The organism is Mailhella sp. (genome assembly GCF_057866825.1).
In genome coordinates, this window is sequence record NZ_DBMAHT010000062.1 from 1 (window position 1) to 11,716 (window position 11,716).

Consider the following 11,716-nt stretch of genomic DNA (forward strand, 5'->3'; position numbering starts at 1 on the left):
CGTGCGGCACTTCGCCTATGCCGTCGCGCACGAGTACGATGTCGGCGGCGTCCACGGCAATGTCGCTGCCCATGCCGCCCATGGCCATGCCCACATGCGCCTTCTTCAGCGCCGGAGCGTCGTTGACGCCGTCGCCGATCATGCACACGCGGGCGTGTTCGCCCATGAAGCGCATCTTGTCTTTGGGCAGGCATTCGGCGCGGCAGTCCTCAATGCCGAGTTCCCGGGCCGCGTGACGCGCGGCGCTTGCGTGATCGCCGGTGAGAAGCACCGGTCTCACTCCGGCATCTTTGAGGGCGCGCACGGTTTGCGCGGCATCAGCACGGGGCATGTCGGAAAGGGCGATGAATCCGGCAGGGCGGCCGTCCACGGCAATCCACACGACGGTGCAGCCTTCGTTCACGAACTCCGAGGCCCGGGCGACATCCTCTTCGGTCGGGGCCGCGCCCTCGCCGGCGAGAAAGACGGCGCTGCCTGCAGCCACGCGTCGCCCTTCCACGGTGCAGCGCACGCCGCGGCCGGGAATCATCTGAAAATCTTCGCCGTCGGGAATCTGCCCCTCTTCGCCGAAATCCTGAACCACGGCGCGGCCGAGCGGGTGCTCCGAACGACGTTCCGCCCCGGCGCAGAGCCGGTGGAGTTCCCGGTCGGAGAGGTCGGGGCGCAGACTGCACGCCGCGCGCACCCGCGGTTCGCCGAGCGTGAGCGTGCCGGTCTTGTCGAAGGCGCAGATGTCGGCGTCGGCCAGGCGTTCCAGCGCGTCGCCCTGCCGCACGAGCATGCCGTGCCGCGTCAGGTTTCCTATGGCCGCCACAATGGCCGTGGGCGTGGCGAGCACCAGCGAACAGGGACAGAACACCACGAGAATGGTGACCGCGCGAATGATTTCTCCGGTAACAAGCCATGTGGCAAGCGCGGCGGAGAATGCGCCCGCCACAATCCAGGTGGCCCAGCGGTCGGCCAGGCGCACGACCTTCGCCTTGCCGGCGTCCGCGGACTGCACCAGTCGTATCATGCGCTGAATGGAGCCGTCCGTGCCGCTGCGGGTGGCCTTCATGTCGAAGGAGCCGTAGCGGTTCACGGTGCCGCTGTACACCTCGTCGCCTTCCGCCTTGTCCACGGGCAGGGATTCGCCGGTGAGCAGCGCCTGATCCACGGAACTCTGACCGCGCATGATCACGCCGTCGGCAGGCACGGTTTCTCCGGGCAGCACGCGCAGCACGTCGCCTTCGCACACGTCTGCGGCGGGCGTCATGATTTCCCGCCCGTCCTTGAGAAGGCGCGCGGTCTGCGGACTGAGGCGGACCAGCTTTTCAATGCCCGCCCGGGCGCGCGCCGTGGTCACTTCTTCGAGCAGTGAGCCGAGCTGCATGATGAAGGCCACTTCGCCGGCGGCAAAGTCTTCCCCGATGATCACGGAGGCGACAAGGGCCGTGGCCACCAGCACGTCGGCCTTGACGTCGAAGGCCGTGACCAGTCCGACGACGGCCTCCTTGACGATGGGCACGCCGCACAGCACGATGGCGACCCACGCGGGGTCCACCGGAAAAGCTTCGGGCACAAGCATGCTGGCCAGCAGCGACAGCCCCGAAAGCATGAGAAACGTGAGTTCCGTCTTGAAATCGCGCCAGATCGAGAGCATGTCCGTTGTCGTCATGAGGGGCCTCCTGCAGCCGTGGGCATGTCTGAAAAATACCTATAGGGGTATAGGTTTGTCAAGAAGGCCAAAAAGAACCGGCCGCAGGAAAGGGCCGGTTTTTCGTCAGTTCATGTTGGCGAAGCGTTCCACGGCCTTGGTGAAGCTGGCTATGGTCTGGTCGGCGTCGCCGTGTTCTATGCCGTCGCGCACGCAGTGGCGTATGTGGCCTTCGAGTACCACCTGTCCGGCCTTGTGCAGAGCGGACTTGGCGGCGTTGATCTGGGCGAGAATGTCCTCGCAGGGCACGTCCTCGTCGATCATGCGGTCGATGGCCTGCACCTGACCGATGATCTTTTTCAGGCGGCGGTGCAGGTTTTCGGAATCCATGCATTGTCTCATGCGGGTACCTCCGGCCCCGAGGGTCGGGGCATGTTTTCCGCCGAAGTTGCGGCTCCTGGCTTTGGAGCGGCAGGGAAGGACGCGTCCTGCAGGGCGGCGGCATCTGCGGCGGGACACATGACGCCGTTCAGGAAAGGGCGTCGGAACGAGTGTATCTTAACTTCTTCCGCCTTCAAAGAAGGCGAAAGGCGGCCGTGCCGGAGCGTTGCCGGGCGTGGGGGAAGTTTCGGCGGCGGAGTTTGGCGCGCCTTTCCGGCAGGAGGAGGGAGCTGTGAGCCGTCCTGGGCGTCTGAAAAAGACCGCGGGCATCATGCTTTCCTGCTCTTTGGGGACAGGTGGAACCGGAAATATCCTTCATGACGAAAAAAGCCGACAGGGAGAGCTGCGGGACTCGTCTTGTAGGTCGGCGCAGTCTGATATAGAGTAGCTCATATTTTCCGCAGAAATGTGTTGCCGTCGGGAGCAGCCGGGATGTTTTTATGAGGCTGCGTACGTCTGCATGGACAGGGTGAAGAGAAGGATCGATGGATAGTCTTTGGAACAACAGTGAGCTTCGTCAGCAGATGCTGAACCATTTCGGAGACAGTACGGGCGAGTGCTATCAGTACTATTCCTTTGTGGAAAAAAAGTTTTGCTTTTCCGAGAATATTCAGAAAATAACGGCCATGATTCCCCGTTCGGGCTGTTCGCTGGACGAGTGGTACCGGGTGATATATCCCGCGGACTGCGCCAGACTGAAGCGCTATGTTTCGGGCTCCTTCCGCCGGGAGCGGCAGCATTATCATTTCAACTACCGCATGCGGAACCGTTTCGGACAGCTGATATGGCTCAGCACCAAGGGAAAATGCTATTTCGATGAATGCGGCAGGGCGAGTTTTTTTCTGGGAACGATATCGGCGCAGGAGCATCTGGAGCAGCCCGTCAGGGACAGCTGTCAGACGGCGTGGCTGAAGGAGCTGGAAAAGGCGCATCGTCGGGGACGGAGCGGCCATCTTCTGATGGTGAACGTGGACAATCTGAGCCGGATAAACCTGAAATACGGCCGGGAGTGCGGCAACGGCGTTCTTGAAGTGCTCAGGGACGCCATGAACGACGCCTGCACGGGCGAGCAGCGGGCATGCCGGATCAACGGCAACTGCTTCTGCATACTTCTGCCGGAGACGGACGAGGAGCAGGTGAAGGCGTATTTTCGGAATGTGCAGAGAAGCCTTGAGGGCGAATGCACCATTTCCGGAGGCTGCGTTCCGCTGCAGAAGTATCAGATTCCGGAGAGCGAAATGCTCCTGCAGTATGCCGAGAGTTCTCTGGAGGCCGCAAAGAAGTCGGGAAAGAACAGACTGTGCTTCTTCATGCCCGAGGATTATGAGCGAAAGATAGCCGCTCTGGAACTGCTTGAGGAAATGGAGAACGCCGTCAGGAACGACTTTTCGGGATTTTTTCTTCTCTATCAGGCGCAGATCCGTTCCGAGACCTTCGAACTTGCAGGAGCGGAGGCGCTGCTTCGGTTCCGCTCTTCCCGAAGGGGCGTCATTTCCCCGGACGAATGCATTCCGGTGCTGGAGCAGAGCGGGCTCATCGTGCCGGTAGGCAAGTGGATCATTCGGAAGGCGCTGGAACAGTGCCGCATCTGGAGGCTGACGGTTCCCGACTTTCGCGTCAGCGTCAACATGTCCTACCGTCAGCTGTGGCAGTCGGAGATTCAGGACGATGTTCTGAAGCTGCTCCGGGCGAGCGGCCTTCCCGGAAGTGCTCTCGCCATCGAGGTCACGGAAGGCAGGGAGCTTCAGAACTATCCGTATCTGAACGCCGTGTTCAGCGCCTGGAAGGAAGAGGGCATAGCGATTGCCGTGGACGATTTCGGAACCGGCTATTCCAGCCTGAGCTGGCTGAAGGAACTGTCCATCGACGAGATCAAGATCGACCGCTGCTTCGTGAGCGGCATTCAGCACAGTGCCTACAATCTGCGTCTTTTGTCCAACATCATCGAACTGGCTGCGGGCTGCGGCATCCGCGTATGCTGCGAAGGCGTGGAAAATTCCGAGGAACTTGCCGTGCTGGAGCCGCTTCATCCGTCGCTCTATCAGGGGTATTTCTTTGCAAGGCCCATGTCCCCTGAGAAATTCGTGCTCAGAAGGAAGTATCTGGAGGCCGCTCCCTGTCCCGACGACAGGGCGCGGGAGGAACTCTCCGTGTCTTCAAAGGACAGGTATGCGCTTGAGCACACCATACTGGAGAAGACCGAGGACGTCATTTCCCTGTGCGACGTTCTGACGCATGAGTTATACTATCTCAATGCCGCGGGGAAAAGGATCTTCGGCGTCAGGGACTACCGGGGACGCAAATGCTATGAGGCGCTGCGTGGGCTGGACGCTCCCTGCAGCTTCTGTCCCAATGCCGGGCTGCGCCATGACTCCTTTCATATATGGGAGGACTGGAACAGTTACTGCGACAGGCATTTTCTTTTGAAGGACAAGCTTCTGGACGTGGACAAGAAGACGTTGCGTCTTCAGGTCGGCATGGACATCACGAGGCGGGAGTACGTCAGCCGGAAGTCTCAGGCCCGTCTGGATTTTGCAAGACGCATCACCGGCTACGTGGATGTGCTGCATCGTCAGAGGGACTGGAGCCGGGCCGTGGATCTGGTGCTGGCCTCGCTCGGGGAATTCTACAGGGCCGACCGGGCCTATCTCTTTGAGCCTTCGCCTGCGAAGCCCGGATTCTGGGACAATACCTTCGAGTGGTGCGCTTCCGGCATCACGCCGCAGAAGGAGAATCTTCAGCAGGTGCCGCCGGAAGCGGTGTTCCGGTGGATGGAACTCTTCCTGCACGACAAGTCCGTCATCATCTATAATAAGGAGCCGCTCAGGAGTCGTTCCCCTCTTGAATGGGAGATGCTCGAACGTCAGGAGATCTATCGGCTCATCGCCGTGCCGCTCATGGAAGAAGGCCGTGTGGCCGGCTTCGTGGGCGTGGACAATCCCCGCAACGCCATCGACGACGACACCCAGATCCGGGTGCTGGCCAGCTTCCTCGTGGTCCGCTTTCAGAGAGAGCGCAGAGAGCGTCTGGAGCGGGGCGAACTCTGAGGAGCGCCGCCCTGCCGTGATTTCGCGCTCTCAGGCTTCCTGCTTTCCGGGAGACGGGAGCGAGAGCGCGGCCACGGTTTCCACGTGCGGCGTCTGGGGGAAGAGATCCACGGGCTGCACGGCGCGTATGGTGTAGAGGGGCGCGAGCAGCGCCAGATCGCGCGCCAGCGTGGCCGGATTGCACGACACGAGCACGAGGCGCGGAGGCCGATGCTTGAGTATGGCCTGCACGGTGCGCTCGTCCATGCCCGCGCGCGGCGGATCGGTGACGAGAAGGTCGGGCACGCCGCGTTCGCGGAAGCAGCGTTCGAGTCTGGCGGCGTCGCCGCATTCAAAGCGGTATTCTGTGTTTTCTCCGGCCGCTTCGGCGTTCCGGGCGGCGAGCTCCACGGCCTGCGCCACGCTTTCGAGGCCGAACACGCGCGAAAAATGCGGGCCCATGGTCAGGGCGAGGCCGCCTGCGCCGCAGTAGATGTCCCAGCAGTCCCTGCCCCAGAGGCCGGTTGCGCCGGGAAACAGGGAGGCGGCGAGCTCGGCGGCGGTGTTGTAGAGCAGTTCGGCGGCGCGGCTGTTCACCTGAAAGAAGGAATTGTGGTCGAGCGCGAAGGTGACCTTCCGGCCCTGCAGATCGAGCGTTTCGGAAAGCCGGGATTCTCCCAGCGTGAACACGGTCTGCTCGCCGTAGGCCACGTCGGACTCGGCGGCGCGGATGCTGTGAACGAAGCCCGTCACGCCGGAATTTTTTTCCATGAGCGCGCTGCCGAGCTTGCGGACGGTCGAGGCTTCCTGCGGCGAGGGCAGGGTGATGAGCTCCACGAGGCAGCCGCCGTCCTGCGGCTCGCGGATGACGGCAAAGCGCAGGATGTCGTTCTGTCTGACCGAGCTGCTGAAGCCTTTCCTGCGAGGAGCACGTTCCCTGCCGCTGCGGCCGGAGGGGGCGGACACGAGGCGGAATTTTTCGCAAAGCTCCCTGAGATCGGCGAGCACGGTCATGGCACGCGGACTTTGCAGCAGGCACTGCGTGACCGGAATCACCGTGCGGGACGAGCGCGCCCGCAGGCCGAGCGTGGTGCGGCCGGAGGCGTCCTGCGCAAAGGCGAATTCCATCTTGTTCCGGTATCCCCATTCCGCCTGTTCTCCCGGGCTGAGCGCGGGGCGGATCACGCCTTCGGGCAGATCGAGACGCCCCAGCCTGCGCAGGGCGTCCTGCACGATGCGGGTTTTCTCCTCAAGCTGACGGGCGTAGGGCAGGCGCTGCCAGGGGCAGCCGCCGCATTCGTCGGCGTGAGGACAGGGCGCGTTCCGCTCGTCGGGAGCGTGGCGGAGCACGTCGAGCAGCTCGGCTTCGGCCATGCGCTTTTTCACATGACAGAGCCGTACCCGCACGCGCTGACCGGGAAGGCCGCCGCGAACAAAAATGGTCATGCCTTCGTCGCTGCGTCCCACGGTCCTGCCGTCGGGGGAAAGGCCGTGCAGCTCAAGTTCCAGCGTGTCGTTGCTTTGGTATGCCATGAACGTCTCCTGTGGGGTGATGGGGCATCATAGCAGGGAGGGGGAGGAAAGGCAAAAGCCCGGAATCCGGGGAAGAACGCCGGAAGGGCGCTTGCGGCGGGGCGGCAGGCCGGGGGCGATGGGCCGATTCGCCGCCCCGTCATGGTGCGCCGTGGCGGCGAGCCGGGAGCGCGGATGGACGCACCTTTTTCGCGCGGCGGAAGGCGCGGCGCTTGAGAGTGAAAGGCGCGGGCAGGCGTCGGCAAAACGCGGGGCGCATCGTCCGGCAAGGCTGCGGAGCTGCTTCGCGGAAAAAAGAGGCCGGAGTCTTGCGCTTCGGAGCCTGCAAAACGCGCGGAGAGCCCGGCTGTGCCCGGCAGGTTTCGGCAGGGCGTCGGTCATGGGAGCGGACGCCCGCACGTTCGGCCGACGCGCGGCGGCATGCGAGTCACTGGCCCTGCCCCCCGCCCGCCTGTCCTTGGATCTCTTGCGGGAACATGGCGCAACCGCTTCGTATTTCGTCGGAACAGGCGAGCCGTTCGGGAAAACCGCCTTGACTTTTTGCAGGGCTTGGGAGAAGGTAAACGGTGATTCCGGCAGCTCGCCGGAAGGGCCGTCCAGACTTTTCGAGGAGCACAGTATGGGAGAACTCATCACCAGCGCCATGCACTCCACCCCTCAGGGCTTCGTGGGCGTGGGCTGCATCTTCATTTATTTCATCGTCATGATCTGCGCCATCATCTATCGCGTGAGACGCGGCGAACACGTTCATTGATTTTTGTCGTCATTGCATGAAAAAGGCGTCCCTTCCTGGAAGGGACGCCTTTTTCATTTGTCGGCATCGTCTGCCGCGAGCGGAGCGCGCTCTGCCCGGGCCGACATCATTGAGGCGTGCAGGGATGGCTGCGCAGGGCGAAGCGGGCCGTGCCTTCGGCAAGAATCTTGTCGAATTCGGCCATGTTGTTTTCGGCCACGTCGCGCAGGGCGAGCAGCAGCGGAATGGCCGTGAGAAGCCAGAACCTGCCCGATACCTTGCCCGACGAGGTTCCGCCGTGGTCGTAGGCGGCCACGAAGGGACGGACGGTGGTGCTCAGCTCTTCGCCGGTCTTTTCCTTGAAGATGCGGTGAATGTCCATGACGAGCTCATGGGAGCTGTAGGGGAAGGGAATGTCGGCAAAGGCCTGTTTCATGTCTTCCCAGAGGTACGGATCGCCGCGGAGGCCCCAGCTCGGGGGCTGTATATTGAACATTTCGGAAAGAAAGCGGGTTTCAGACATAAATCCTCCACAGATTGAGCCGGAATGTGAACCGGTGCGGGGTTTCATATTGGCGGCAAGAGCGGGAAAAGTCAAAGCCTGTATGAAAAAAAGCGCCCCGGCCGGGCATGCCGGTCGGGGCGCGGAGCGTTCAGGCGATACGACTACTTGCTCCGGCAGGAACGGTACTGTTCATAGTAGCGGGTGTGCAGCAGCTCGTGAGCCTTGTGGCTGTTCGGCGCGCCGAGGAAGTCCCGGTACAGGGCCTGAATTTCGGGGTTGTCGTGACTTCTGCGCACGGGCAGGTTGCGATCGTTGCGGTACAGCGCCTCGATGCGCAGACGGGGAGTGTCGGCGTCGAGGTTGATGGGCTGACCGCCGCCGTTGACGCAGCCGCCGGGGCAGGCCATGATTTCAATGAAGTTCCAGCCGCGGGGATTGCCCTTGCGGATCATTTCGCAGACCTTGCGGGCGTTGGCGAGACCGTGGGCCACGGCCACCTTGAGGGTGAGCGCGCCGTTGAAGTCCACCTCGGACTCGCGGATGCCTTCCATGCCGCGCACGGATTCGAGTTCCACGGGTTCCATGTCTTCGCCGGTGATGACCTTGTAGGCGGTGCGCATGGCGGCTTCCATCACGCCGCCGGTGGCGCCGAAGATGTTGCCTGCGCCGGAGCCTTCGCCCATGATGGGATCGAATTCCTCATCCGGCAGGGCGAAGAAGTTGATGTTGGCTTCCTTGATCATCTGGGCGAGTTCGGCGGTGGTGAGCACGATGTCGGTGTCGGCGAAGCCGCTGGCGGAAAGTTCGCGGCGTTCGGCCTCGAACTTCTTGGCGGTGCAGGGCATGATGGAGACCGACACGATCTTGGAGGGATCGATGCCCTGTTTCTGGGCGTAGTAGGTCTTGAGCATGGCCCCGAACATGGACTGCGGACTCTTGGCCGTGGACAGATGCGGCAGCAGATCGGGATAGTAGAGTTCGATGAAGTTGATCCAGCCGGGCGAGCAGCTCGTGATCATGGGAAGCTCGCCGCCGTTTTTCAGGCGATCGACGAGTTCGTGCCCTTCTTCCATGATGGTGAGGTCGGCGGACCAGTTGGTGTCGAAGACCTTGTCGAAGCCGAGGCGGCGCAGGGCGCTGACCATCTGGCCGGTGGCGATGTCGCCGGGCTTGCCGCCGAAGGGTTCGCTGATGGCCACGCGCACGGAGGGAGCCGTCTGCACCATGACGATTTTTTCCGGATCGCGCAGGGCCTGCCAGGCGCGTTCGGTGTCGCTTTTCATGGTGATGGCGCCGGTGGGGCAGACCTTGCGGCACTGGCCGCAGAAGGTGCAGGAGACTTCGCCGAGGCCGAGGTTGAAGGCCGGAGTCACGCGGGCGTTGAGGCCGCGGTAGGCGAAGGAATAGATGCTCACGCCCTGCACTTCGGCGCACATGCGCACGCAGCGGCCGCAGAGAATGCACTTGGACGGATCGCGCACGATGCAGGGATTGCTTTCGTCCTTTTCCATGGGCGGACGGTTGTATTCGTAGCGCACGCGGCGGATGCCCAGATTGTTGGCCACGCGCTGCAGCTCGCAGTTGCCGGAACGCGAACAGGCAAGGCAGTCCTTGGGATGGTTGGCGAGCAGCAGTTCCACGATGTTCTTGCGCGATTCGAGCACTTCGGGATCGTTGGTGAAGACTTCCATGCCTTCGCTGACCTTGGCGATGCAGGCGGGCACGAAGGAACGGGCCTTCGTCACCTTGCACACGCACACGCGGCAGGAGCCCTCGGGGCGCAGCAGCGGATGGTAGCAGAGCGTGGGAATGTTGATGCCGACAAGTTTTGCGGCTTCCAGAATGGTGGCGTCCGCGGGGGCGGTCACTTTCTGGCCGTCTATAGTCAGAGTAACGGTATCGCTCATGATGATTCTCCTCAAGGTCGGGCTTACACGCGGCTGATGGCGCCGTGCTTGCACTTGTCCATGCAGGTGCCGCACTTGATGCACTTGTTGGGATTGATCAGGTGGGGTTCGCGCACCTTGCCGGTGATGGCTCCCACGGGGCAGTTGCGGGCGCAGAGGGTGCAGCCCTTGCACTTTTCGGGATCAATCCTGTACTGGAGCAGCTTGGTGCAGACGCCGGCGGGGCACTTCTTGTCGTGAATGTGTGCCTCGTATTCCGAGCGGAAGAAGCGCAGCGTGGAGAGCACGGGGTTGGGGGCCGTCTGACCGAGGGCGCAGAGCGAAGAGGTGCGCATGGTGTGTGCCAGGCGTTCGAGTTCCTCGATGTCGCCGTCGCGGCCTTCGCCGCCGCAGATGCGCTCCAGAATTTCGAGCATGCGCTTGCTGCCTTCGCGGCAGGGGGTGCACTTGCCGCAGCTTTCGGCCTGCGTGAAGGTGAGGAAGAAGCGGGCGAGGTCCACCATGCAGGTGTCTTCGTCCACCACGACCAGGCCGCCGGAACCCATCATGGCGCCCGCGGCGGTGAGGGAATCGTAATCGACGGGGTTGTCGAGCATGGAGGCGGGCAGGCACGCGCCAGAAGGCCCGCCTATCTGCACGGCCTTGAACTTCTTGTCGTTCTTGATGCCGGCGCAGATGTCGAAAATGATGTGGCGCATGGAAACGCCCATGGGAATTTCCACAAGACCGGTGTTGCGCACCTTGCCGGTGACGGCGAAGATCTTGGTGCCCGGGGACTTTTCGGTGCCGTCCTGACGGAAGGCGTCCGCGCCATCGGTGATGATGCGGGCCACGTTGGCGAAGGTTTCCACGTTGTTGAGCACGGTGGGCTGTTCCCACAGGCCGCGCTTGGCCGGGAAGGGCGGACGCACGCGGGGCATGCCGCGCTTGCCTTCGATGGAGCGCATGAGAGCGGTTTCTTCGCCGCACACGAACGCGCCAGCGCCCTGCTTGATCTTCAGATGGAAGCTGAAGTCGGAACCGAGAATGTTGTCGCCGATGAGTCCGAGGGCTTCGGCTTCGGCGAGGGCGATGCCGAGGCGCTTGATGGCGAGCGGATATTCGGCGCGCACGTACACGTAGCCTTCGGTGGCTCCCGTGGCCCATGCGCCGATGAGCATGCCTTCGATGACGGCGTTGGGGTCGCCTTCCAGCACGGAGCGGTCCATGAACGCGCCGGGATCGCCTTCGTCGGCGTTGCAGAGCATGTACTTGGGTTCGGCCGGTTCGGAAGCCATGAACTTCCACTTGAGACCGGTGGGGAAGCCTGCTCCGCCGCGGCCGCGCAGGCCGGAGTTGAACACTTCCTCAAGGGTGGCCTGACGGCCCATGGAAAGGGCCTTGGCTATGCCCTGATAGCCGCCGTTGGCGATGTATTCAAAGATGTTTTCCGGGTCGATGCGTCCGCAGTTGCGCAGCACGAGGCGCTTCTGCAGATTGTAGAAGAGCATGTCGCGGTAGCTGTGGCGCGGGGTTTTGCCGGTGCGGCCCTGATAGTGGAGCCTCTCCACGGTCTTGCCTTCGAGCACGGTGGTCTTGATGAGCTCGTCGGCGTCTTCGGCCTGCACGCGCACGTAGAAGATGCCGCCGGGATAGAAGATGACGAGCGGTCCGAGTTCGCAGAAGCCGTGGCAGCCGGTGACCACGATGCTCACGCGGTCGCTCAGGCCGTTTCTGTCGATGGCGGCCTGGAGGGCGTCGCGTATGTTCATGCTGCCCGAGGAGGTGCAGCCGGTGCCGCCGCAGATGAGAATCTGATATTTTTCCTGGTTCGGTGCGCGGTTGTAGTTGCGCAGATCAAGCAGCGGCCGGGCTTCTTCCTGCAGCCTGTTGAGGGCGTCGACGGAAGTGAGACGTTTGAGTTCAAGCATGTCGTCCTCTCCTTTATGCCAGGTA

The 11,716-nt window shown here is 62.7% G+C and carries 8 protein-coding genes; 2 read left to right on the forward strand and 6 right to left on the reverse strand.

Annotated features, from left to right (window positions below; translation table 11 throughout):
• Both ACZM96_RS07015 and ACZM96_RS07020 read right to left on the reverse strand, forming a co-directional pair.
• Positions 1-1,657, reverse strand: a 1,657-nt coding sequence (locus ACZM96_RS07015; RefSeq protein ID WP_489488159.1) for a heavy metal translocating P-type ATPase, incomplete at its 3' end; no start/stop codon positions are given.
• 105 nt (positions 1,658-1,762) lie between these two features.
• Positions 1,763-2,026: a metal-sensing transcriptional repressor gene (locus ACZM96_RS07020; RefSeq protein ID WP_294487784.1), complete on the reverse strand. Its 264-nt coding sequence runs from the start codon at positions 2,024-2,026 to the stop codon at positions 1,763-1,765.
• A gap of 536 nt (positions 2,027-2,562) precedes the next feature.
• Here ACZM96_RS07020 and ACZM96_RS07025 point away from each other — a divergent pair.
• Complete coding sequence (locus tag ACZM96_RS07025; protein WP_489488160.1) at positions 2,563-5,124, forward strand: EAL domain-containing protein; 2,562 nt, start codon at positions 2,563-2,565, stop codon at positions 5,122-5,124.
• A gap of 30 nt (positions 5,125-5,154) precedes the next feature.
• Here ACZM96_RS07025 and rlmD read toward each other — a convergent pair whose 3' ends face one another.
• Positions 5,155-6,636, reverse strand: a complete 1,482-nt coding sequence (gene rlmD, locus ACZM96_RS07030; RefSeq protein ID WP_489488161.1) for a 23S rRNA (uracil(1939)-C(5))-methyltransferase RlmD — start codon at positions 6,634-6,636, stop codon at positions 5,155-5,157.
• Positions 6,637-7,255: 619 nt separating this feature from the next.
• Between rlmD and ACZM96_RS07035 the strand changes: the two genes are divergently transcribed.
• A complete protein-coding gene (locus tag ACZM96_RS07035; RefSeq protein ID WP_294445492.1) occupies positions 7,256-7,390 on the forward strand; it encodes a hypothetical protein in 135 nt (44 codons plus the stop codon).
• A gap of 106 nt (positions 7,391-7,496) precedes the next feature.
• On the opposite strand, the gene ACZM96_RS07040 is transcribed toward ACZM96_RS07035, so the two are convergent.
• The 3 genes from ACZM96_RS07040 to ACZM96_RS07050 form a co-directional block, all read right to left on the reverse strand.
• Positions 7,497-7,892 (reverse strand): hypothetical protein, encoded by a 396-nt coding sequence (locus ACZM96_RS07040; protein ID WP_294487774.1) that lies wholly within the window; start codon positions 7,890-7,892, stop codon positions 7,497-7,499.
• Between the two features lie 143 nt (positions 7,893-8,035).
• The gene (locus tag ACZM96_RS07045) at positions 8,036-9,781 is read right to left on the reverse strand and encodes an NADH-dependent [FeFe] hydrogenase, group A6 (RefSeq protein ID WP_489488162.1); all 1,746 of its coding nucleotides are present in this window, start codon (positions 9,779-9,781) and stop codon (positions 8,036-8,038) included.
• A gap of 23 nt (positions 9,782-9,804) precedes the next feature.
• Positions 9,805-11,716 (reverse strand): NADH-ubiquinone oxidoreductase-F iron-sulfur binding region domain-containing protein (locus tag ACZM96_RS07050; protein ID WP_489488163.1); only part of this gene is annotated, 1,912 nt, incomplete at its 5' end.

Coding starts and splice junctions, on each gene's coding strand:
- rlmD (WP_489488161.1), bottom strand. CDS start 6,636: ATGGCATACCAAAGCAACGACACGCTGGAACTTGAGCTGCACGGCCTT.
- ACZM96_RS07040 (WP_294487774.1), bottom strand. CDS start 7,892: ATGTCTGAAACCCGCTTTCTTTCCGAAATGTTCAATATACAGCCCCCG.
- ACZM96_RS07045 (WP_489488162.1), bottom strand. CDS start 9,781: ATGAGCGATACCGTTACTCTGACTATAGACGGCCAGAAAGTGACCGCC.
- ACZM96_RS07025 (WP_489488160.1), top strand. CDS start 2,563: ATGGATAGTCTTTGGAACAACAGTGAGCTTCGTCAGCAGATGCTGAAC.
- ACZM96_RS07035 (WP_294445492.1), top strand. CDS start 7,256: ATGGGAGAACTCATCACCAGCGCCATGCACTCCACCCCTCAGGGCTTC.
- ACZM96_RS07020 (WP_294487784.1), bottom strand. CDS start 2,026: ATGGATTCCGAAAACCTGCACCGCCGCCTGAAAAAGATCATCGGTCAG.